The sequence below is a fragment of the Bradyrhizobium sp. AUGA SZCCT0160 genome (assembly GCF_018130105.1).
GTDB lineage: Bacteria > Pseudomonadota > Alphaproteobacteria > Rhizobiales > Xanthobacteraceae > Bradyrhizobium.
On the sequence record NZ_JAFCMD010000003.1, the window covers coordinates 238,217 to 261,013 of the forward strand.

Annotated in this window: 22 protein-coding genes; 11 read left to right on the top strand and 11 right to left on the bottom strand. The window is 62.4% G+C overall.

Features of this window, described 5'->3' with window-relative positions:
- Positions 1-79: 79 nt before the first annotated feature.
- From JQ558_RS07245 to JQ558_RS07275, 7 genes are all read left to right on the top strand, one after another.
- Positions 80-1,255: an ABC transporter substrate-binding protein gene (locus JQ558_RS07245; RefSeq protein WP_212275432.1), complete on the top strand. Its 1,176-nt coding sequence runs from the start codon at positions 80-82 to the stop codon at positions 1,253-1,255.
- A gap of 74 nt (positions 1,256-1,329) precedes the next feature.
- On the top strand, positions 1,330-3,447 hold the full coding sequence (locus tag JQ558_RS07250) for a methyl-accepting chemotaxis protein (protein ID WP_249142373.1): 2,118 nt from the start codon (positions 1,330-1,332) through the stop codon (positions 3,445-3,447).
- A 341-nt stretch (positions 3,448-3,788) separates the two neighbouring features.
- Complete coding sequence (locus JQ558_RS07255) at positions 3,789-6,008, top strand: bifunctional diguanylate cyclase/phosphodiesterase (protein WP_212293238.1); 2,220 nt, start codon at positions 3,789-3,791, stop codon at positions 6,006-6,008.
- A 994-nt stretch (positions 6,009-7,002) separates the two neighbouring features.
- Entirely contained in the window at positions 7,003-8,421 is a 1,419-nt protein-coding gene (thrC, locus tag JQ558_RS07260) for a threonine synthase (RefSeq protein WP_212214666.1), read from the top strand.
- Complete coding sequence (locus JQ558_RS07265) at positions 8,418-9,707, top strand: pitrilysin family protein (protein ID WP_212214664.1); 1,290 nt, start codon at positions 8,418-8,420, stop codon at positions 9,705-9,707. Before thrC ends, JQ558_RS07265 begins: the two co-directional genes overlap by 4 nt.
- A 42-nt stretch (positions 9,708-9,749) precedes the next feature.
- Positions 9,750-10,337, top strand: a complete 588-nt coding sequence (locus JQ558_RS07270) for a GNAT family N-acetyltransferase (protein ID WP_192735366.1) — start codon at positions 9,750-9,752, stop codon at positions 10,335-10,337.
- A gap of 127 nt (positions 10,338-10,464) precedes the next feature.
- A complete protein-coding gene (locus JQ558_RS07275) occupies positions 10,465-11,115 on the top strand; it encodes a hypothetical protein (RefSeq protein ID WP_212214662.1) in 651 nt (216 codons plus the stop codon).
- A gap of 52 nt (positions 11,116-11,167) precedes the next feature.
- On the opposite strand, the gene JQ558_RS07280 is transcribed toward JQ558_RS07275, so the two are convergent.
- The 5 genes from JQ558_RS07280 to JQ558_RS07300 all read right to left on the bottom strand — a co-directional run bounded on the left by JQ558_RS07280 (position 11,168) and on the right by JQ558_RS07300 (position 13,769).
- A complete protein-coding gene (locus JQ558_RS07280; RefSeq protein ID WP_212276690.1) occupies positions 11,168-11,653 on the bottom strand; it encodes an ATP F0F1 synthase subunit B in 486 nt (161 codons plus the stop codon).
- 3 nt (positions 11,654-11,656) lie between these two features.
- Entirely contained in the window at positions 11,657-12,229 is a 573-nt protein-coding gene (locus tag JQ558_RS07285; RefSeq protein WP_212214660.1) for a F0F1 ATP synthase subunit B', read from the bottom strand.
- A 57-nt stretch (positions 12,230-12,286) separates the two neighbouring features.
- Positions 12,287-12,517 carry a F0F1 ATP synthase subunit C gene (locus JQ558_RS07290; protein WP_192735362.1) on the bottom strand — a complete coding sequence of 77 codons (231 nt, stop codon included), beginning with the start codon at positions 12,515-12,517 and terminating at the stop codon, positions 12,287-12,289.
- A gap of 57 nt (positions 12,518-12,574) precedes the next feature.
- The gene (locus JQ558_RS07295) at positions 12,575-13,324 is read right to left on the bottom strand and encodes a F0F1 ATP synthase subunit A (protein WP_212038434.1); all 750 of its coding nucleotides are present in this window, start codon (positions 13,322-13,324) and stop codon (positions 12,575-12,577) included.
- Positions 13,325-13,397: 73 nt separating this feature from the next.
- A complete protein-coding gene (locus JQ558_RS07300; RefSeq protein WP_212214658.1) occupies positions 13,398-13,769 on the bottom strand; it encodes an AtpZ/AtpI family protein in 372 nt (123 codons plus the stop codon).
- 340 nt (positions 13,770-14,109) lie between these two features.
- On the opposite strand from JQ558_RS07300, the gene JQ558_RS07305 reads away from it, so the two are divergent.
- The 3 genes from JQ558_RS07305 to JQ558_RS07315 all read left to right on the top strand — a co-directional run bounded on the left by JQ558_RS07305 (position 14,110) and on the right by JQ558_RS07315 (position 16,010).
- Positions 14,110-14,745, top strand: coding sequence for a 2-hydroxychromene-2-carboxylate isomerase (locus JQ558_RS07305; RefSeq protein WP_212293239.1), 636 nt, complete (start codon positions 14,110-14,112; stop codon positions 14,743-14,745).
- 77 nt (positions 14,746-14,822) lie between these two features.
- Positions 14,823-15,359, top strand: a complete 537-nt coding sequence (locus JQ558_RS07310) for a hypothetical protein (RefSeq protein ID WP_212293240.1) — start codon at positions 14,823-14,825, stop codon at positions 15,357-15,359.
- A 177-nt stretch (positions 15,360-15,536) separates the two neighbouring features.
- Positions 15,537-16,010 (top strand): secondary thiamine-phosphate synthase enzyme YjbQ, encoded by a 474-nt coding sequence (locus JQ558_RS07315; protein ID WP_212293241.1) that lies wholly within the window; start codon positions 15,537-15,539, stop codon positions 16,008-16,010.
- 93 nt (positions 16,011-16,103) lie between these two features.
- On the opposite strand, the gene JQ558_RS07320 is transcribed toward JQ558_RS07315, so the two are convergent.
- The 6 genes from JQ558_RS07320 to JQ558_RS07345 all read right to left on the bottom strand — a co-directional run bounded on the left by JQ558_RS07320 (position 16,104) and on the right by JQ558_RS07345 (position 21,686).
- A complete protein-coding gene (locus JQ558_RS07320) occupies positions 16,104-17,747 on the bottom strand; it encodes an MFS transporter (RefSeq protein WP_212214640.1) in 1,644 nt (547 codons plus the stop codon).
- A 403-nt stretch (positions 17,748-18,150) separates the two neighbouring features.
- Entirely contained in the window at positions 18,151-18,519 is a 369-nt protein-coding gene (locus JQ558_RS07325) for a hypothetical protein (protein WP_211997866.1), read from the bottom strand.
- An 83-nt stretch (positions 18,520-18,602) separates the two neighbouring features.
- Positions 18,603-18,926, bottom strand: coding sequence for a hypothetical protein (locus JQ558_RS07330; RefSeq protein ID WP_211997865.1), 324 nt, complete (start codon positions 18,924-18,926; stop codon positions 18,603-18,605).
- Positions 18,923-19,342: a hypothetical protein gene (locus tag JQ558_RS07335; RefSeq protein ID WP_212293242.1), complete on the bottom strand. Its 420-nt coding sequence runs from the start codon at positions 19,340-19,342 to the stop codon at positions 18,923-18,925. Before JQ558_RS07335 ends, JQ558_RS07330 begins: the two co-directional genes overlap by 4 nt.
- A 72-nt stretch (positions 19,343-19,414) precedes the next feature.
- Positions 19,415-21,394, bottom strand: coding sequence for a sodium:solute symporter family protein (locus JQ558_RS07340; protein ID WP_212214636.1), 1,980 nt, complete (start codon positions 21,392-21,394; stop codon positions 19,415-19,417).
- A 13-nt stretch (positions 21,395-21,407) separates the two neighbouring features.
- Positions 21,408-21,686, bottom strand: coding sequence for a DUF4212 domain-containing protein (locus JQ558_RS07345; protein WP_212214634.1), 279 nt, complete (start codon positions 21,684-21,686; stop codon positions 21,408-21,410).
- A gap of 295 nt (positions 21,687-21,981) precedes the next feature.
- Here JQ558_RS07345 and JQ558_RS07350 point away from each other — a divergent pair, with 295 nt between their 5' ends.
- Positions 21,982-22,602, top strand: a complete 621-nt coding sequence (locus tag JQ558_RS07350) for a hypothetical protein (RefSeq protein WP_212276679.1) — start codon at positions 21,982-21,984, stop codon at positions 22,600-22,602.
- The last annotated feature ends 195 nt before the right edge of the window (positions 22,603-22,797 follow it).

Consider the following 22,797-nt stretch of genomic DNA (forward strand, 5'->3'; position numbering starts at 1 on the left):
TGTTGCTGTGTCGTCATGCCAACGATGACCGGGCCAGCAGATCCGTTTGACCATTACACCCGCCAAAGGACAAATTCATATGCGAGCTACTCCGTTCAACGCCTTCCTTGCTGCGTCGGCTGTTCTCCTCGCGACGAGCATTCCCGCATCCGCCGAAAACGGCGTGTCGGCCGACAAGATCGTGTTTGGTCAAGCCGCGGCGCTTGACGGTCCGGCCTCGGCCTTGGGCCAGGGCATGAAGATCGGGCTGGAAGCAGCCTTCGCCGAGATCAACAAGGCCGGCGGCGTCAAGGGCCGCAAGCTCGAGCTCAAGAGCGTCGACGACGGCTATGAGCCGACCAGGTCGATCGAAGCGGCCAAGAAGCTGCTGGAAGAAGACAAGGTGTTCGCGCTCGTCGGTGCGGTTGGCACCCCGACCTCAGCCGCCACCCAGCCGATCGCAACGGCGGCAGGCGCGCCCTTCATCGGTGCTTTCACCGGCGCCGAATTCCTGCGCGAGCCGCACAAGCCGCTGGTGATGAATATTCGCGCCAGCTACTTCCAGGAAACCGAAGCCATGGTCGAACGGGTGACCAAGGACCTCGGCGCGACCAGGATCGCGATCATGTACCAGGACGACGCCTTCGGTCAGGCCGGCCTTGCCGGCGTCAAGAAGGCGCTCGAAAAGCGGCAGATGCAGCTTGCCGGCGAAGGCACCTTCGAGCGCAACACGGTGGCCGTGAAAGCCGCGCTGCTGGCCATCAAGAAGGTCGAGCCCCAGGCCGTGATCATGATCAGCCCCTACAAGCCCGCGGCTGAGTTCATCAAGCTGGCGAAGCAGATCAAGCTCGACGCCACTTTCGTGAACATCTCCTTTGTCGGCTCCGATGCGCTTGCAAAGGAACTCGGCGCTGCCGGCACCGGCGTCGTGATCACGCAGGTCGTTCCGTTCCCGAAGGATGCGGCGATCCCGGTGGTCGGGCGCTATCATGCTTCGCTCAAGGCCAGCGCGCCCGACGCGCAGCCCGGCTTCGTTTCGCTCGAGGGCTACCTCGTCGGCCGTGCGATTGCCGCCGCGCTCGAAAAGGTTGATGGCGACCTCACCCGCCAGGCCATGATCGACGCCGTGCAAAAAGCCGGCAGCCTCGATCTCGGCGGCTTCAAGCTCTCCTACAGCCCCACCAGCAACCGCGGCTCGAATGAAGTGTTCCTGACCGTGATCCAGGCGGACGGCAGCTTCAAGGCGGTCGACCGGCTCGAGAAGTCCGGATCGTAATCAGAAAGTCGCGAGCACCGGGTAACACCCGGCTGCTCGCGGCACGATTTTGCTTTGTTGATTGGAGTTTTGCGATGAACGCTGGCATGTCGTGGTATCGCCTCGGCCTTCGCGGTCGCCTGTTTATGGCCTTTGGCGTCGTCGCCGCACTCACGGTGCTGGCGAGCGGCAGTGCGATCATCTCCTACGACAGCCTCGGGCGTTCGCTGGGCGCGATCTCCGAGAAGAGCCTGCCTGAGATCACGCGGGCCTCCGAGGTCGCCAGGGCCGCCGGCGACGTCGCCGCCGCGGCACCCCGCCTTCTCGCCGCGACCGATCAGGCCGAGCGCGATCACGCTTCCAGAATCTTGACCGCGGCGCGTCAGGAGCTCAAGCAGAGCATCGGCGCGCTCGCCGCCGACGACGTCGCCAAAGTCAGCAAGACCGCCGATCGCATCTTGGTCAATCTCGACCGGCTGTTGCAATCTGTCACCGAGCGCCAGACCATTGCCGCCTCGCGCGACGCGCTGGTCGCGAGCCTGCGCAAATCGCATCAGAAGCTTGCCGAAAAACTGGCGCCGATGGCCGATGACGCCGGGTTCAGCCTGACGATGGGCCTGCAGACCGCGGCCGACAACAAGGATCTGGAAGTCGTTCAGAAGACGCTGTCGGCGCTGGCCGACAACGAACTGGCATCGCTGCAAGCCATTCTGGAGTTGCGTGCGGAATCCAATTTGATACTGGGAATCCTGGTGGAGGCCGCCGACCTGCCGTCCGCCGACCTGCTGCCGCCGGTCAAGGACCGCTTCACGGCGACCGCGGGCCGCCTTGGCAAGGCAGCCGCGGCCTTCAAGAATCCCGAGGCGTCGAAACTGGTCGACGAGCTGGTCAAGACCGGCAAGGACGCCGGCAACATTTTCGAGCTCAAGCAACGCGAACTGGTGGCCGCGAAGGCCGGCGCCAACGTGGTGACCGAGAACCGCACGCTCGCCCAGGAATTCGAGAAGGAAGTCGCCAGCCTGCGAAAGCGCAGCGAAGCGGGCGCCGCCACCGCGGTCCGTGAATCGGAGGCGGAGATCGGGCAGGGACGCATCATCCTGATCAGTCTTGCGCTCGTCAGCCTTTTAACGGCGCTGGTCATTGGCTGGTACTATGTCGGGCGCGGCGTCGTGCGCCGTCTGGTGCATCTGCAGAACAGCATGAAGTCGATTGCCGCGGGCGATCTGGCGGCCAATATCGCGACCGGCGGCTCGGACGAAATCGCCGACATGGCAGGCGCGCTGCAGGTCTTCAAGGACAACATGCTGGAATCGAACCGGCTGCGCGCCGAACGTTCGGAAACCGAAAAGCAAGCGCATGCCCAGCGCAAGGCGGAAATGCAGAAACTGGCGGCCGAATTCGAGGCCGCGGTCGGCGAGATCGTGCAGACGGTATCCTCGGCCTCAACGGAGCTGGAAGCCTCGGCGACCAGTCTGACCCGGACCGCCGAGGAGACGCAGCAGCTCTCCGGCAGGGTGGAGGCGGCGTCCGAGGAGGCCTCCTCAAACGTCAGGTCGGTCGCCGCCGCGACGGAAGAAATGACCGCATCGGTCGCCGAAATCAGCCGCCAGGTCGAGGAGTCGAACCGGATCGCCGGCGAAGCCGTCACTCAGGCTGAAATGACCGACGCCCGCATCAACGAGCTGTCGAAGGCCGCCTTGCGGATCGGCGACGTCGTCAATCTGATCACCACGATCGCCGAACAGACCAATCTCCTGGCGCTCAACGCCACCATCGAGGCGGCGCGCGCGGGTGATTCGGGACGGGGCTTTGCGGTGGTCGCGCAGGAAGTCAAAGCGCTCGCCGCGCAGACCGCCAATGCAACCAAGGAAATCAGCAGCCAGATTGCCGGGATGCAGGTGGCGACCCAGGAATCGGTTCTGGCGATCAAGCAGATCGGCACCACCATCGGCCGGATCTCGCAAATCGCGGCGACGATCTCGAACTCCGTGGATCAGCAGGGTAGCGCCACGCAGGAGATTGCGCGCAATGTCGAGCAGGCGGCAGTGGGCACCTCCGATGTCGCCACCAACATTGTCGATGTGAACCAGGGTGCCCGCCGGACCGGCTCCGCTTCCGCGCAGGTTCTTTCCTCGGCCCAGTCGCTGTCCGGCGAAAGCAACCGCCTCCGGCTGGAAGTCGGCAAATTCCTCGACACGGTGCGCGCGGCTTAATCCCTTTGGACCGCTTGCATTGTGCGGCGATCAGCGCCGGCTTAACGCTTCAATAACCGTGTCGACCATTGGCGCATATTGATGCGCCAGCGCGAGATTTCGCGCATTCCGTGTGCAATCCGAATGCGTGTCGCGTGCTTTTCGTGCGCTGGATGAGATTCTGCGTGTGCATCTGCGTTTGGTCTCGCGCACCTGTTGCAGCGGCACACGCATAGCGTGAACCAGCCTTTTTAGCGGGCACCGGAGAGCCGGGCGCGGGGCGCTTCGAACCGGCAAGAGATACCATTTTTTCAGACACTTATCGGAGAACGTTGCACGCAGAAGGCGGATGAGACGCAGCAATGCCGAAGATAAGGCCAAAGACAATCAAGAAACCAAAGCGGACCTCGATTGCTCGCCTGTTCGGTCGACCGGTAAAACCCAGCCCAAAGCTTTCAGCTGATCGCCGCCAAGGTCCCGCCGAGCGCAGCGAAATCGTGCGCACGCGCGCCGAGGCGGAGGCCGCGATTGCTGACGCGCGCAAATCGCACGAACGGCTGCGCGAGGCGATCGACATCCTGCCCCAGGGCATCGTGTTTCTCGACGCCGAAGGCCGCTACATTCTCTGGAACAAGAAATATGCGGAGATCTACAACCGCAGCTCGGATCTGTTCGAGCCGGGCGCGCGGCTGGCGGACACCATCCGTGTCGGCGTCGAGCGCGGCGATTATCCGGAAGCGATTGGCCGCGAGGAGGAATGGCTCACTGAGCGTCTGACCAGGCTTCACCAGCCGGGCGATCGTCACGAGCAGACACTGGCCGATGGCCGCGTCATCCTGATCGACGAGCGGCTGACCGAAGACGGCGGCGTCATCGGCCTGCGCGTCGATATTACCGAGTTGAAACAGCGGGAGGCGTCATTCCGCCTGCTGTTCGACAGCAACCCGGTGCCGATGATCGTTTGTTCGCTCGATGGCGAGCGCATTCTCGGCGTCAACGACGCCGCGGTCCAGCACTACAGCTATAGCCGCACCGAGTTCGAGCGACTGACGATCCGCAGTCTGCAGGCGTTCGATCCGGAATTGCCGTGGGCGGGCGATCGCAGCAGCGACGAACAGGCGGCCCGGACCTGGAAGCATGTCAGGGCCGACGGCGCCTTGATCGATCTGGCGATCTATTCGCGCCAGCTGGTTTACGGCGACCAGCCAGCCGTGCTGCTGGCGTTGATGGACATCACCGAACGCAAGCGCGCCGAAGCGCGGCTGGCCTTCATGGCCCAGCACGACGGCCTGACCGGATTGCCGAACCGCACCCTGCTGCGTCAGCAGATGGACGATCTGCTGCTGCATACGCGGCGCAGCGCCGAAAAGGTCGCGGTGCTGGTGCTCGGCCTCGACAATTTCAAGGCGGTCAACGATACGCTCGGCCACGGCATCGGCGACAAGCTGCTGCGCGGCGTCGCCAAGCGCCTGCGATCGACGCTGCGTGAGGAAGACGTGCTGGCGCGCCTCAACTCCGACGAGTTCGCGATCGTCCAGAGCGGGGCGACGCGCCCCGAAGACGCCGTGCTGCTGGCCAGGCGTCTGCTGGAGGCGATCGGCGATCCCTATCTGCTCGACGGCCATTCGGTGGTGATCGGCGCCAGCATCGGCATCGCGATGTCGCCCGGCGATGGCGACGAATCCGAGAGATTGCTGAAGAACGCCGACATGGCGCTGTCGCGCGCTAAGAACGAGTTCCGCGGTACGTTCAGCTTCTTCGAAGCCGAAATGGACGCCCGCGCGCAGTCCCGCCGCAAGATCGAGATCGAGCTGCGCCATGCGATCGAGAACGATCTGCTGCGGCCGCATTATCAGCCGCTGGTCGATCTTTCGACCGGGCGCATCACCGGTTTCGAGGCGCTGGTGCGCTGGCCGCATCCCGAACGCGGCATGGTCTCGCCCGGCGAGTTCATCCCCGTCGCCGAAGAGACCGGCCTGATCAACGCCGTCGGCGGCTTGATGCTGCGCCGCGCCTGCATGGATGCGGCGCAATGGCCCGACGACGTCCGCGTCGCGGTCAACCTGTCGCCGCTGCAGTTCCGCGTCGGCAATCTGCTATCGATGGTGATGGAAACGTTGAAGCAAACCGGTCTGGCGGCGACGCGGCTCGAACTCGAGATCACCGAGACCCTGGTGCTGGAAAAGAGCAGCCAGGTGCTGGCGACGCTGCATGCGCTGCGCTCGCTCGGCGTCCGCATCTCGATGGACGATTTCGGCACCGGCTATTCCAGCCTGAGTTACCTCCGCAGCTTTCCGTTCGACAAGATCAAGATCGACCAGTCGTTCGTGCGCGATCTCGGCTCCAACCGCGATGCGCAGGCGATCGTGCGTTCCATCATCAGCCTCGGCAAGGGCCTCGGCGTCACCATCACCGCCGAAGGCGTCGAGACCGAAGCCGAACTGAGCTGCCTGCGCAACGAAGGCTGCCACGAAGGCCAGGGCTTTCTGTTCAGCCGCGCCCGCCCCAACGCCGAGATCATCAGCCTGCTGAAGGCGCAGCGGGGTGAGGGGGCCGAGGTGGATGCGGCGCTGGTGGCGTAGGCCCGCGTCTAACCACCCGTCATTGCGAGCGCAGCGAAGCAATCCATAGCCAGCCCCGGGAGGGATGGATTGCTTCGCTTCGCTCGCAATGACGGCTGAGTGCGGCAAATTGACCCGACGGGCAAATCAGTTCTGGTTTACGGAAATCGTGTCAATTAGAAAACTTCTGTAAATCAAAAATATTTCTGTAGTCGGCCGACCCAAATCAGTGCGCATCTATCGCCATCCCGCCCTGGTCAGAAGGGCGTCGGCCGTCGTCACGGACGTTGGGCGGGTTGCAGTGGACGCTTGTTCACGTCTGACGACGGCGTGGGTAAGCGTACGGCAAAACCGTGTGGTCCTGGCACCCGTTGCAGGTGTCAAGCTGTCGGGTAGGCGAGAGCTGAACGGCAGCGACGGAGTCAACCCAGAACTCGTCTCCGGGGAGAGCACGGCATAAGCCGTAAAGCCATTGCGCAGGGAAGGCCGGGTGTTCTCCGCTGCCCTGTATGCTCGTGTGCAGCTTTTTTAGTGATCGCACACGAGACCGCGGGTGCAGCGCGCACCCGGTCTTCCCTGCGCCCTCTATTTTCGAGGGCAAGGAATTCCTGGCAAAGCTCGGGCGCATCGCGTCGCGAGAATGCGAAACTGCGTTTAGGCCACGGTGCAGCAACAGACACCGCCGTCGTCCCGGCCTTGAGCCGGGACCCATAACCACAGGAAGAAGTTTTGCGGATGGTCTCTGTTACCGAGCCTCTTCGAAAGATCACGCGGTATGGGTCCCCCGATGCGCAATTGCGCATCTGAGCTCAAGGCCGGGACGACAGTTCGTTGGGAGGCAAGAGCGGCGCGCAAATCGCACCAAAGCCCTTACCCCGCACTCACCTTTTCGCCATTGCGGCATTTCACAAGGAGCAAAAACGCTTTAAGGTGCCGCGCGCTTTGTCGTTGGCGAAGGGTAATAATTCACAGATATCAAAGGGTTAGCGGAAGGCTAACGCCTTTGGAGGGCGGTTTGACGCGGTATATTTCGACGCGGGGGGAAGCTCCCACCCTGGGTTTTTGCGATGTGATGCTGACCGGGCTTGCCCGCGACGGCGGTCTCTATGTGCCTGAAACCTGGCCGCAGCTTTCGCCCGAGACCATCGCTGGATTTTTCGGACGGCCCTATTGGGAAGTCGCGGTCGAGGTGATCAGGCCGTTCGCCGGGGCTGAAATCTCCGACGCCGATCTCGGCCGCATGGCCAATGAAGCCTACGCCACCTTCCGCCATCCCGCTGTCGTGCCGCTGCGGCAGACCGGCTCCAGCCAGTTCGTGCTCGAACTTTTCCACGGTCCGACGCTCGCGTTCAAGGACGTCGCGATGCAGTTGATCTCGCGGCTGATGGATCACGTGCTGGCCAAGCGCGCGCAGCGCACCACCATCGTCGTGGCGACCTCGGGCGATACCGGCGGTGCGGCGGTCGACGCCTTTGCCGGTCTCGACAATGTCGATCTGATCGTGCTGTTTCCGCATGGCCGGATTTCCGACGTGCAGCGGCGGATGATGACGACGACGGGCGCGGCCAACGTGCACGCGCTGGCGATCGAAGGCAATTTCGACGACTGCCAGGCGATCGTGAAGGAGATGTTCAATCATCACGGCTTTCGCGATGCGGTCTCGCTGTCGGGTGTCAATTCGATCAACTGGGCGCGGGTGGTTGCGCAGGTGGTCTATTATTTTACCTCGGCGGTGGCGCTCGGCGCGCCCGCGCGCACGGTCGATTTCACGGTGCCGACCGGGAATTTCGGCGACATCTTTGCCGGCTACGTGGCCAAGAAAATGGGCCTGCCGATCCGTTGGCTGCGCATTGCCTCCAACATCAACGACATCCTGCCGCGCACGCTGAAGACCGGCATCTACGAGGTGCGCGAGGTGCACGCTTCTGCCTCGCCCTCGATGGATATTCAGGTGTCCTCCAATTTCGAGCGGCTGCTGTTCGAGGCTGGTCAACGCGATGCCGCCAGCGTGCGGCGGCTGATGGGCTCGCTGAAACAGTCCGGGCGTTTCGTGCTGCCGGACGCGACGCTGGCCGCGATCCGCGAGGAGTTCGACGCCGGGCGCGCCGACGAGACCGAGACGGCGGCGGCGATCCGCGCCGCCTGGCGGGAGGCCGGCGACCTCGTCGATCCCCATACCGCGGTGGCGCTGGCGGTGGCCGATCGCGACACCTCGGATTCCAGGATTCCCAATATCGTGCTGTCGACCGCCCATCCGGCCAAATTCCCCGATGCGGTCGAGGCCGCCTGCGGCGTGCGACCGCAGTTGCCGGCCTGGCTCGACGGCCTGATGACCAAATCTGAACACATCACGGTGATGAAAAACGATTCAGCCGAAGTGGAGCGATTCGTGCGCTCGGTGAGCCGTGCCGCGAAGCAGGGAGTTACCGGATGAGCGTCGACGTCACCAAGCTAGCATCCGGCCTTACCGTCATTACCGACAGCATGCCGCATCTGGAGACCGCCGCCCTTGGCGTGTGGGCCGGCGTCGGCGGCCGCGACGAAAAGCCCGACGAGCACGGCATCTCGCATCTGCTCGAACACATGGCATTCAAAGGCACCACGCGGCGCTCCTCGCGCGAGATCGTGGAAGAGATCGAAGCGGTCGGCGGCGACCTCAATGCGGGGACCTCGACCGAAACCACCGCGTATTATGCGCGGGTGCTGAAGGCCGACGTGCCGCTGGCGCTCGACGTGCTCTCCGACATCCTCGCCAATCCGTCCTTCGTGCCGGACGAACTCGAGCGCGAGAAGGGCGTCATCGCGCAGGAAATCGGCGCCGCGCAGGATACGCCGGACGACGTCGTGTTCGAGCATCTCAACGAGCTCTGCTATCCGGACCAGCCGATGGGGCGATCGCTGCTCGGCACCACCAAGACGCTGAAGAAATTCGATCGCGACATGCTGCGCGGCTATCTCACCCGGCATTATCGCGGGCCGGACATGGTGGTGGCGGCCGCGGGCGCGGTCGATCACAAGCGCGTCGTCGAGGAAGTGACGGAGCGCTTTGCGAGTTTTGAAGCAACGCCGGCGCCGAAACCGCAAGCAGCGATGTTCGGCAAGGGCGGCTCGCGCGTGGTGCATCGCGACCTCGAACAGGCGCATATGACGCTGGCGCTCGAGGGCGTGCCGCAGACCGACCTGTCGCTGTTCTCGCTGCAGGTGTTCACCAACACGCTCGGCGGCGGGATGTCGTCGCGGCTGTTCCAGGAAGTCCGCGAGAAGCGCGGCCTGTGCTACTCGATCTACACCTTCCATGCGCCCTATAGCGACACCGGCTTTTTCGGCCTCTATACCGGCACCGATCCGAACGACGCGCCGGAAATGATGGAAGTGATCGTCGACGTCATCAACGACGCGGTGGAAACCCTGACCGAGGCCGAGATCGCCCGCGCCAAGGCGCAGATGAAGGCGGGGCTTTTGATGGCGCTGGAAAGCTGCTCCTCCCGCGCCGAGCAGCTCGCTCGCCATATGCTGGCATACGGCCGGCCGTTGACGGCGGAGGAACTGGTCGCCCGGATCGACGCGGTCAGCGTCGAATCGACCCGCAATGCCGCGCGGGGACTGCTTTCGCGCAGCCGGCCGGCGGTCGTGGCGCTCGGCAGCGGCAGGGGTCTGGACACGGCGGTGACTTTTGCGGAAGGATTGACCAAGGTGAAGGCCAAGACCTTGTTACATTAAGACGCCACTCCACGTGAAAGAGAGCGTCCTGGGAGTTAGGGCATGGCCCTGTTTCGGTTGCCATCCAGCGGACCGGCCGCACTCGTGCCGCGCGGCCACGGCCTGTTGCTGCGCGCGCCGCAGATGGCGGATTTCCTGCAATGGGCGCAATTGCGCGAATCGAGCCGCGCCTATCTGACGCCGTGGGAACCGATCTGGCCGTCGGACGATCTCACCCGGGCCGGCTTCCGGCGGCGGCTGCGGCGCTATGCCGAGGACATCGCGGCCGATCGGTCCTATCCGTTCATCATTTTCCGCGAATCTGACGGCACCATGATCGGCGGCATCACGCTGGCCAATGTCCGCCGCGGCATCGTGCAGGCCGGCACCATCGGCTATTGGGTCGGCCAGCCCCATGCCCATCGCGGTTACATGACGACGGCGCTGCGGGTGCTGCTGCCGTCGCTGTTCGGCGAGCTCAATTTGCACCGTATCGAGGCGGCCTGCATTCCCACCAATACGCCCTCGATCCGGGTACTGGAGAAATGCGGCTTTACCCGCGAGGGGCTGGCGCGGCGCTATCTGTGCATCAACGGGGTCTGGCAGGACCATCTGCTGTTCGGCATGCTGCATGAGGATTTCCGCGGCTAACCCATGATTTCAGGGCCTTGCCGGGTGCCGCACGCGCCTTTAGGTGGCCTTGGGTTCGCCGCCATTGGCCTGCTATAAGGCCGCCGGGAACATGACTTCGAGATGACGTGGATGGCAGGGACGTCGCATGGGTGACATCAGGTTGTTGAGAGTAGCGCTCGCCGCCACGGTCGTGGCCGGGCTCGGCTGCGGCCTCGTCCAGCCTGCGTCGGCGCAGTCGCTGACCGACCGCTTCAAGGGCCTGTTCGGCGGTAAGTCGGACGAGCCGGCTCCGGCGCCAGGCGCTGCGCCGAAAGCCGAAGAGGATATCGGCGACCTGACCTGTCCGGAGGTGAGGGTCAGGGCCGGCGCGTCGACCTATGCCGTGGCCGCGCCCGGCAAGCAGCCGGTCGGCAACGATTTGCGCTTCCAGGCGACCATCGGCAAGACGGCGCGGGAATGCAGCCTCAATGGCGGCGTCATTACCGCGCGGATCGGGATTCAGGGGCGCGTCATTGCCGGTCCCGCCGGCGCGCCGTCGTCGGTGCAGGTTCCGCTTCGCGTCGCGGTGGTGCAAGGCGGGATCAGCGAAAAGACCATCGCCACCAAGGCCTATCAGACCACGGTCAGCATGACCGAGACCGGCAGCGAGCCGTTTACGCTGGTGGCCGAAGATCTGGTCTATCCGGTGCCTGCGCCCGGAACCAGCGACAACTACATCTTCTACATCGGCTTCGACCCGCAGGCCCTGAAGCCGGAGCGGCCGGCGCCGCGCAAGAAGGCGGCGCCCACGCAATAAAAAACCGGCGCGAAATGATCGCGCCGGCTTGCGTCTCTTGATTTGAAACCGCTCAGTTCAGCTTGGCGCGAACCTCGGCGATACCCTTGGCCATCAGGTCATCGGCCACCGAGCCCTTCACCGACTGCGACAGGATGGTCGACGCTGCGGCCACTGCGGCATTGGCCGCGGCGGAACGGACGTCGGCGAGCGCCTGCGCTTCGGCGAGGGCGATCTTGCTCTCGGCGGTCTTGGTGCGGCGGGCGACGAAGTCTTCCATCTTGGCCTTGGCTTCGACCGCGATCCGCTCGGCTTCGGCCTTGGCGTTGGAGATGATTTCCTCGGCCTCACGCTCGGCGCTGGTGCGCTTGGTCTTGTATTCCGCGAGCAATGCGGCGGCCTCGTCCTTCAGGCGGCGGGCGTCGTCGAGTTCGGCCTTGATGCGTTCGGCGCGATGGTCGAGCGCCTTGAGCACCGTGCGATGGATGCCGAGATAGGCAAACAGCGCCAGCAGGATGACGAACGCAATGGCAACCCAGGTTTCTGGCTCGGCGAACATCATTTATCCCTTCAACGAAGCATCGACGGCGCTGTTCAGCGCACCGCCGTCGGGCAGCACGCCGGTCAGCCGCTGCACGATCGCGCCAGCCGCATCCGCGGCGATGCCACGGACGTTGCTCATGGCGGTCTCGCGCGTCGCCGCGATGGTTTTCTCGGCCTGGGCGAGCTTGGCGGAGAGCTGGTCTTCCAGCGTCTTGCGCTCGGCTTCCGAGGCTGCGTTCAGCTTCTCGCGGGTCTCGGCGCCGATGGCCTGGGCGCGGGAGCGCGCCGAAGCCAGGTCGGCTTCATACGCCTTCAGCGCCGCGGCCGACTCGTCCTTCAGCTTCTGCGCTGCGGCCAGATCGCCTTCGATCGCGTTCTGACGTGCATCGATCACGCCGCCGACGCGCGGCAGCGCAATGCGCGACACGATCAGGTAAAGCGCGACGAACGCGATGGCCAGCGACACCAGCTGCGACGCGAAGGTGCTCGACTCGAACGGAGGAAATCCTCCGCCGTGATGGCCACCATCGGCTTCGGTGTGGGCGCCGGTCTTCTGGCCCTTGGCGGGGGCGCCCTGACTCTTTTCAGCCACGGGGAACTCCTGTTGCTGTCATGCGCGCCGCCGGAGGGCGGCGCGGGAAGGTGCAGCTCAGAGCGGAACGAACAGCAGCAGCAGCGCGATCAGCAGCGAGAAAATGCCGAGCGCTTCGGTCACGGCGAAGCCGAAGATCAGGTTGCCGAACTGGCCCTGGGCTGCGGAAGGATTGCGCACCGCTGCGGCGAGGTAGTTGCCGAAGATGATGCCCACGCCGACGCCCGCGCCGCCCATGCCGATGCATGCGATGCCCGCGCCGATGAGTTTTGCTGCTGATGCTTCCATTTTCTTGAGCTCCTTAGAGGGATAGACGAAGTTGTGGGTGGGAATTCTCCGGACCGCTTAGTGTCCCGGATGAATGGCGTCGTTGAGGTAGATGCAGGTGAGGATCGCGAACACGTAGGCCTGCAGGAACGCGACCAGCAGTTCCAGCGCGGTCAAGGCGACGGTGAGCGCCAGCGGCAGGATGCCGCCGATCCAGCCGACCGCGCCCAGCGAGACGCCGAGCATCGCGACGAAGCCCGCGAACACCTTCAGCGCGATGTGCCCGGCCAGCATGTTGGCAAACAGACGCACGCTGTGCGAAACCGGCCGCAGGAAGAACGACAGGATTTCGATGAACATGACCAGCGGCAGGATGTAGATCGGAACGCCGGAGGGAACGAAAATCTTGAAGAACTTGAGGCCGTTCTTGTAGAGGCCGTAGAACAGCACGGTGAAGAACACCAGGAACGCCAGCGCGGCGGTCACGATGATGTGGCTCGAAATCGTGAACGTGTAGGGAATGATGCCGACGAGGTTCGAGACGCAGATGAACATGAACAGCGTGAAGATCAGCGGGAAGAACTTCATGCCTTCCGAGCCGGCGGTGCTGCGGATGGTGCTGGCGACGAACTCGTAGGAGATTTCGGCGACCGACTGGAAACGGCCGGGAACCAGCTGCCGCCCGCCACCGAGCATCAGCACCGCAGTCAGCGCCACCGCGATGAACATGTAGAGCGACGAGTTGGTGAAGGCGATCGTCTGATTGCCGATATGGCCGATCGTGAAGAGGGGCTCGATGTTGAACTGATGAATTGGGTCGATTTTCATCCGCGCGGGCCTTGGTCCGCCGGCCTAGATTGCCGGCAATCGAATTTCAAATGTCGTGACTTCCCGTCGGCGCTCAGCGTTTGCCCGAGGCTACGCCCGCGTATCTCACCACGTTGACCACGCCGGCGACGAAGCCGAGCAGTAAAAACACGATGAAACCGAACGGCGATGTCGACAACAACCAGTCGAAACCCCAGCCAATCCCTGCCCCGACGACAACGCCCGCAACCAACTCCGAGGAAAGGCGGAAACCAAGCGCCATCGCCGAAGCTCTGGCCGCCCTGTCGCCGCTTTCAGTACCGGGTTGATCAGTCCTGATTTTTCGGCTGTCACGAATTTCGGACAACCGGTGATCGAGACTTCCGAGCCTTGCGGAAAGCGCAGCTTCATCGGACGACGATTGATCGCGATTTCCACCTGCGTTGTCGCTTTTGTCTTGGGCCATGCCCAAGACATTAAACGATGCTGCGGTTGATGGAAATTACGCCCGTCACCCTTAAAAGCCGCGCGGACCATACTTACCGCGTCTAATCAAGTCAAGATTGCGCCGTAACCAGTTAGTGCTTTGATTTCGCTGGATTTATTTAGAGATATTCCACGAGCCTGTGGACCCGTCATCGCAGTGCAGCAGCAAAAACGTTTTGAAGTGGAGCAGAGGCTGCTTCGCGCCCGGAAAACCCGTTCGAACAAAAGACCCCTGGCGCGGCAAGGGGCGATCTTGCGCCGATTCGGTTGACCTGTTGGGATGTCGCTTGCGCCTGTCATCAGCCGTTCCCGGAGCCCGCATGCCGCGCCAGGTAGATTACTATTTCTCGTTTCAATCGCCGTGGGCCTATATCGGCCATGGGCCGTTTAGCGAGCTCGTAAGTACCTATGATCTCAAGGTAAATCACAAGCCCGTGGTGCTGGTCGATCTGTTCTCGGAAACCGGCGGGTTGCCGCTGATGAAACGCCATCCGGTGCGGCAGCGCTACCGGATGGTCGAACTGCAGCGCTGGCGCGACAAGCGCGGCCTGAAATTCCATCTTCAACCCGCGAATTGGCCGTTCAACGCACGACTCGCCGACGGCGTCGTGATCGCGGCGATCGAGGCCGGGCTCGATCCCGATCGGTTTCTGCGGCGGGGCTTTGCCGGCGTGTGGGAGGATCAGCTCAATCTGGCCGATCCCGCGACGATTGCGCAACTGGCCGACGAATCCGGGTTGCCCGGCAAGCAATTGGTGGAGCGATCCGCCACTGATGCGATCAGCGCGGCCTATGAGCAGAATCGCCAGGATGCGCTGGCGGCCGACGTGTTCGGCTCGCCGGTCTATGTGCTGGAGGGCGAAGTGTTCTGGGGACAGGACCGGATAGAATTGCTGGGAGACGCGTTGAAGTCCGGCCGCGCGGCCTATAGCTCAAAGGTCCAGGGCGTTACGTGATGAGGCGTCGTGTGATGCGCCTGTGTGTGTCCTGGCGGTTGAGGAAACCGGTACTGTCTTTAAGGCGGAGCAAGCCCATGAGCACAGCGTCGTCCTCCAGAATGTTTCTCTGCAGATTGTTTCTCTCCGTTGTTGCCGTGCTGGCGCTGGGTGTTGCCGGCGCCGGCGCCGCGTCTCCGAAGGCGATGCCGGATACCGAGAACGGCCGTTATGCGCTGTCCTCGACGGCGGATGGCGTGCTGCGGCTCGATACCCGAACCGGCGCGATTTCGACCTGCAGCAATTCGGGGGCGGGGTGGGCCTGCTACGCGGTGCCCGACGAGCGTGCGGCGCTGGATGTGGAGATCGGCCGGCTGCAGGCCGACAATGAAAAGCTCAGGAAGGAGCTCGCTTCGCGCGAGCCGACCGTTGCCGGCAAGATCGAAGAGCCGATGCCGAAATCCGACTCGCTGAAGAAGAGCGAACCGAAGATCGTCGAGGGCGAGCGCAAGATTGAAATTCCACTGCCGAGCGATCGCGACATGGATCGCATGATGTCGTTCCTGGAGCGGGCTTGGAAGCGATTGATCGAGATGGCCAACCGCGTCCAGAAGGACGTCAACGGCAGGATTTGATATGTCGTCTTTCCACGCGTCGTCCCGGCCTGGTGCGCAATTGCGCACGGGGGGCCGGGACCCATAACCACCGCTGTCGGTTGTTTGCAAAAGATATCAACTCCGACTGCCTCAAATCGAGAGGCCGTCCACATAAGGGTCCCGGCCTTCGCCGGGACGACGGAGAAATTGGTTCTAATGTCCCAACCCAAATCGCTGTCCCGCACGCCACCCTCCAGCGTCACGGCGACGACCATCGTCTCCTCGCTGCTGACTGTGCAAACAGCAGGTGCGGGGTTTACCGACCTCACCGCCGAAGTCGCAAAATTCGTGCGCGAGGCCAGCGCGCGCGAAGGGGCGGTGACGCTGTTCATCCGCCACACCTCGGCGTCGCTGACGATCCAGGAAAATGCCGACCCGACGGTGCTGGGCGATCTCATGACGGCGCTGAATCGGGCCGCGCCGGAAAACGCCGGATGGCGCCATGACACCGAAGGTCCAGATGACATGCCCGCGCATATCAAGACCATGCTGACCGCGACCTCGCTGCAGGTCCCGGTGCTGCGCAGCGCGCTGGCGCTGGGAACATGGCAGGGGATCTATCTGATCGAGCACCGGGCGCGGCCGCATCGGCGCGAGATCGTGTTGCAGTTTATCGGCGCGACGGCTTAAGGCGCGCCCGCCAAAAACAGAACCGGCCGCGGATCGCTCCGCGGCCGGTTCGTGTTGTGATCGTCCGCCGGCTGCCCGGCGGACGAAATCCGGTTACTTCGTGATGTCGACGTCCTTGGTTTCCGGCAGGAAGAAGAAGCCGACGACCGCGGTGATCGATGCGAAGATGATCGGGTACCAGAGGCCGGCGTAGATATCGCCGGTCGAGGCCACGATCGCGAACGAGGTCGCGGGCAACAGACCGCCGAACCAGCCGTTGCCGATGTGGTAGGGCAGCGACATCGAGGTGTAGCGGATCTTGGTCGGGAACAGTTCGACCAGCATCGCCGCGATCGGCCCGTACACCATGGTGACGAAGATCACCAAGATGAACAACAGCCCGATCACCGCCGCGACCCGCGGTTTGAAGATGTCGAACGGGTGCGCCATCTTCACGATCTGGGCGTCGCCGGCCTTCGGATAGCCTGCAGCCTGCACCGCCGCCAGCACCGCCGGGTTGGATGTCTTGGCATCCGTGTAAGCCACGTCCTTGCCGTTGACGACGAGCTTCACGCCGGTGCCTTCGTAGCGGGTCGAATACTTGACCGACTGCTGGGCGAGATAGGCGCGGGCGGTGTCGCAAGGCGCGGTGAAGACGCGGGTGCCGACCGGGTTGAACAGATCGCCGCAGGCCTTGGCATCGGCGACGACCTCGACCTTCACGGTTTCGATCGCCTTTTCCAGCGCCGGGTTGGCGTTGCTGGTGATCATCTTGAAGATCGGAAAGAACGTCAGCGCCGCGATCAGGCAGCCTGCCAGAATGATCGGCTTGCGGCCGATCTTGTCGGACAGCGCGCCGAACACGATGAAGAAGCCGGTGCCGAGCAGCAGTGACCACGCAATCAGCAGGTTGGCGGTATAGCCGTCGACCTTGAGGATCGATTGCATGAAGAACAGCGCGTAGAACTGGCCCGTGTACCAGACCACGCCCTGGCCCATCACGCCGCCGATCAGCGCGATAATTACGATCTTGGCGTTGCTCCAGTTGGCGAAGGCTTCGGTCAACGGCGCCTTTGAGCTCTTGCCCTCGTCCTTCATCTTCTGGAACACCGGCGATTCGTTCAGGCGAAGCCGGATCCAGACCGAGATGCCGAGCAGCAAGACCGACACCAGGAACGGAATACGCCAACCCCATGCGGCGAAGTCAGGCTCTCCTAGCGCCGTTCGGGTGAACAGGATCACCAGCAGCGACAGGAACAGGCCGAGCGTTGCCGTGGTCTGGATGAACGAGGTGTAGTAGCCGCGTTTGCCCATCGGGGCATGTTCGGCCACGTAGGTCGCCGCACCTCCGTATTCGCCGCCGAGCGCGAGGCCCTGCAGCAGGCGCAAACCGATCAGGATGATCGGCGCCGCAATGCCGATGGTCGCCGCGTTGGGCAGGATGCCGACGATGAAGGTCGACAGGCCCATGATCAGAATGGTGACGAGGAAGGTGTATTTGCGGCCGACGATGTCGCCGACCCGGCCGAACACGATGGCGCCGAACGGGCGGACGATGAAGCCCGCGGCGAACGCCAGCAGCGCGAATATGTCGCGGGTGGCCTGGTTGAACATCGGCTGATTGGTTGCGGGATCAATGACGCCGAAGAACTGTGCGCCGATCACGCTGGCAAGCGAACCGAACAGGTAGAAGTCGTACCATTCGAACACGGTACCGAGTGACGAAGCCAGAATGACGAAACGTTCGTCCTTCGTCATTCCCCCGGTTCTAACTTTTTCCGTTGCCGCCATAGTGGACATTTCGATCGCTCCCCGTTTTTTGTAAAACACGAACACGTGCGTTGCGTCTGTTCGACGCGCAATTAATTGCGAGCCTAACTACATGTTCGAGAAGCGTGCCCCAATAGTACTTTAGTACTTTTGGATGGCATCGATCAGCCGCACCTGCGGTCAGGTTGCCGGACGTGGTTGCTGCGATGGCACGATTGCGCCTGCCGAATCGCGGCGGACAATGCTGATTTTACCGCGACATATGAGCTTCGCGTTCCAGGCCTGGGTCTTTGGAAATGCCCCAGCTCATGCTCAAAACTGCAAACCACTTAGACAAAAGTCGGGACCCTTGTGCGCCGGAATCCTGCCCACTATTGATGCAGTTTCCAAACTAAAGTCCAATAACAGAGAAGAACAGCGCGATGCTCCACATCACAATGGAGATGATCGCGGTCCAGCTCGCGAACAGCAAATAGGTCTCGCGCATGACCGTCGAAATCGTCCTTTGAGCGAAGGCCTGGGGCGGACGTTTCTCCTTCGGAAGATAGAGCCACATCTCGGTCCGACGGTGGTCCTTCGTTCGGGCTTCACGGGCCTTCAGAACGAGGACAAGTGTCATCGCCATGCTCAGAAACCCTCCCGCCTGAAAGGCAGAACGCGGCAGGAAGGACAGGCCGATCATGACGCAGAAAATGGCCAGCGACGCGAACCCGCATGCGCGCAGCACCGTTTCATAGGCAATACGGCGCATCTCTTCCATGATCCGCCACGCTCCGCCGCCAGCAAGCACCTGACGTCAGCGTAGCGCCAAGGTCCCTCGCTCTCAACCTCAGGACTGTTCGGCTAGAGGCCGATTTTGAGAAAATTGCCGGCGGCGGGCAGCGCGAGTAGCGCCGTTCCGGCAAGCCAGATCCAGAGCGAGACATTGTTCGATTCCGGTGCGCGGGTGGCCCGTTCGTAAACTGCCGCCGGAATCCCGCCGAGGATGACGGTTGCGGTGGAAACCATCAGCGACGCGAACATCAGCGTCAATGACAGGCTGCCAAACAGCAGGGGGCCGATGAGCGGCTGAACGTACAGCAATGCGAAAATCAGCGCGAGCTGATTGAATATCCCGTTGATCATTCCGAAGAACGCAATTCCGATGAAATAGAAATTGCGGTTCATGGCGCGGCTCCGCCGAACCTGGGCGCGAGATTCAACACCAGTAACGTGTAGTGAAACAGCACGCGCAGCCAGAACATCCAGACGAAGCCGAACAGCCACAGCACGGGGGGAGGGGTAATTTTCGGGGTTACGATCGCGAGGACGGCGATCACGGGATCGGTAATCCGGCAAAAGAATCGCCAGATATAGTTCGGCGAATCCGCGTCAACCATCAGGCCGAGCAGGAGCCGGCCGAGCATCGTGTACATCAGCGCCGCCAGCACGAAATTCGGCAGATGGAAATACCAATAGCTGGCGAATGAAGTTGCCGTATCCAAAGTCCAATGCTCCCGCAGTGCTTCAGCTATCGACGAATCGAGATGTGTCACGGCACCATGATCGTGGTCAACAATGGCAAGTGGCGACTTTCCCGGCAAGCGATCTCGTGGCTCAAGGAAAACAAAACGGGGCCCTGAGGGCCCCGTTTGCCGATATCAGTCGTTGCGCTCTTAAGTGGTCCTCTCTTCGAGCACCGTCCTGCCACGCGGTTTGCGGATATCGTCCACATAGGCCTGCATTTCCCTCGACGGCTCCTTGCCGAGCAGGCTGACGATGTAGATGACCGCGAAGCCGAGCGGCGTTCCCAGCAACCCGCAGGCGATATTGTTGAGGTCGAACCATCCGACCTTGTTCGCCATCGGATGGGCCAGTGTTGGGAAACTCTCCATGGCATTGGGTAATGCCATGGCTTTCGCGATGTCGACCAGCGGAAGTCCCGTCAGTGGGTTGGTCAGCGAAGTCATGCCGAAATACGCCACGCCGGCGCCCGGGAAGTAGCGGGTGGTCACGAGATAGAACAGGCATAGTCCGAAGCCGGCAATGATGCCGCAGATTGCTCCCGTCGCCGTCGTGCGTTTCCACCAGACGCCCATCACGAGCGCCGGGAAGTTGCCCGCCATCGCCAGTGAGAACGCCCAGCCGACCATGGCCAGGATATCTGCCGGCTTGGTAGCTGCCGTCGCGGCCGCGATCACAGCGACGACGACCAGCAGGGCGCGCGCCACGGTGAGCCGGCGCATGGTCGGTGCGTTTGGGTCGATCATCTTGTAGTAGACGTCGTGCGACAACGCGTTGGCGATGGCGAGCAGCAGCCCGTCAGCGGTGGACAACGCGGCGGCAAGGCCGCCCGCCGCCACCAGACCCGAGATCACATAGGGAAGTCCCGCGATCTCCGGGGTGGAGAGCACGATCACGTCGGTGTTGATCACGAAGTCCTGCAGCCTGACGACACCGGGATGACCGGCAATGGCCTTGCAGGCTGCAACGATGGCGTCGATATTGGCCGCGTTCTTGCCGCAGATCTGGATCAGCCCGAGTTCACCCCAGTTGAACAACCATGGGCGGATGGACGTCAGGTCGCGCCCGATGATGTTGGTGTAAACTTCCAGCTTCGAGAACGCCGCGTAGGCCGGCGCCGAGAAGTACAGCAGGAAGATGAACAGCAGCGACCATGCCACCGACTGGCGTGCCTCACGTACCGAGGGGGTGGTGAAGTAGCGCATCAGGATATGCGGCAGCGAAGCCGTTCCGACCATCATGCACATGATGATCGCGAAGAAGTTCAGCGGACTGTAGTTGATGAAAGGCTGAATATGCGGCTTGAGGTTTGCCACCGTCGCAAGGCCGGTCGCCAGCATCTGCTGCTCCCGCGCCGTAATCTCCGCGATCGCCTGCCCATAGGTGAGTTCCGGAATCGGAATTCCGTATTTCTTGGTGGACAGGATCACGATGGGGGTCAGATAAGCGATGATCAGCACGACGTACTGCGCGATCTGCGTCCAGGTCACCGCCCGCATGCCGCCCAGCATCGCGCAGAGCAGAATGCCGACCAGCCCGGCGAAAACTGCAAGTTCGAACTGCATCCCGAGGAATCGCGAGGCAATGAGACCGGTGCCGTAGATCTGCGCAGTCACATAGGTGAAGGAGCAGCAAACGAGCACGATCACGCCGAGCGCGCGCGCGAAGTTTCCGCCGTACCGGAACGACAGGAAGTCGGGCACCGTATAGGCGCCGAACTTGCGCAGATATGGCCCGATCAGGATCGATACCAGCACGAATCCGCCGGTCCATCCGAGCACCCATGCGAGGCCGTCGTAACCCAGCAGGAAAAGGGTGCCGGCCATGCCTACGAAGGACGCCGCCGACATCCAGTCGGCGCCCGTCGCCATTCCGTTGTAGAAAGCCGGAACGCGCCGTCCGGCCACGTAATACTCCGAGACTTCAGCGGTTCGCGTCATCACGCCGATGATGGCGTAGACCGCGAGCGTGAAGAACACGAACAGGTAGCCGAGAATTTTGTTCGGAACACCCATCTGCTCCATAAGCGCGAGCAGAAGGATGAACGCGATGAAGCCGCCGGTATAGGTGCCGTACATCTTGCCCAGATTCTTGATGAAATCCGAGCTTTTGGCAGAAGCTTCTGTGGCCATGATCTCTTCCCCCTCAATCTTCCTCGGCAAAGCCGTATTCGCGGTCAATCTTGTCCTGCTGCTTCGCGAAGAGGAACAGCATGACCACGAACACGATGAGGGAGCCCTGCGCGGCCATATAGAAGCCGAGCGGGAAGTTAAGGATCGGAATGGTGATCTTGTTGAGCGGGACCACGAACATGTGGATGACGAAGCCGAAGAAGAACCAGACACCGAGATGCGTGAACATCAGGCGCGAGGTCTTTGCCCAGTGCGCTTCTTCTCTCTCTTTCATGCTTGCAGAGTCAGGCATCGTTGCAAATCCTCCCCAAAGCACCGGCGCATCAATGCACCGGATTAAATGATCGAGGGGAATGCAAATCCCTTCAGCACGGCGCCCCCCTTGCCGCTTATTCAACCGGTCTTGCGCCAGTTCGGAGTCGTCTGACGCTAACACTACGACTGGTCAGGTCTTCATTATACTTTCGGCGGGGTGTGAAATTGTTGCAACTGCTAACAGGGATGCGTTGAGAACGTTGGACTTGTCGTGAACCAGATGGGGTAAGCTGACGAAGTAGTCTGGGCCGATCGAGCTGGATGAGAATGCGATGAAGCTGTTCGAAAAGTTGTTTCGCCCCCGTCCGCCGATTCGCGACCCGGAAGCGCTTGCGGACTTCATCGATGCGCAGTCGGCCTTCATCGTGCAGAAGGGCATCTACGAATATTCGCGCGCCCGTGCAGGTCACTACGCCAAGGTGTTATTCGCCGAAGAGGGATTTGCGCAATCCGTCGAGCGCGCGCGCTGGAAAGCCTTTCCGCTGGGTCTTGCGATGGTGGGCGAAATGATCGAGGGGGTGCTGGCTGCTCAGGCTGGGACCCAGCGCCGGGCCATTCTCGACCCATTGACGCTTGTGGTTCTTTCGGTTTTCGACCGCTATCCGGTTCCTCCGTCGCTCGGCGAAGCTGCCTGGCTCGAAGCGCGTCGCGAACTCGCGCATCGTCTCGATCTGGTCGGCGGCCATGCGCCGAAGCGCGTGATGGACATTCCCGAACCGCTGGCGGAAAGCTATTTCTCGATGATGCCGATCCACGAAAAGCTGCGCGGACGGGATTTCCAGACGACGCGCAATTACCTCCGTGTCAGCCTTTGCAACATCCATGACGAATTGATTGCGCGGATGGACAGGGCCGCGCTGGAACGGGCACTGATCGTGGGGGCCGCGGCATAGGCCGACCGGTGCTGTCGCAAACGTCGATGATCTGACCCGCGATCTGCTGTTCCGCGTTTGATGTGCGTCCGAACCGGCAGCCTTGTTGCGATGCACAAACTGGAGGATTAACCGCTTTGTGGCGTGCCGGTATTGCGCGCTTGCATGAAGCCGCCGGGCAGGGGACAATTGCAAAACCGCTTGGCAGGCCTACAG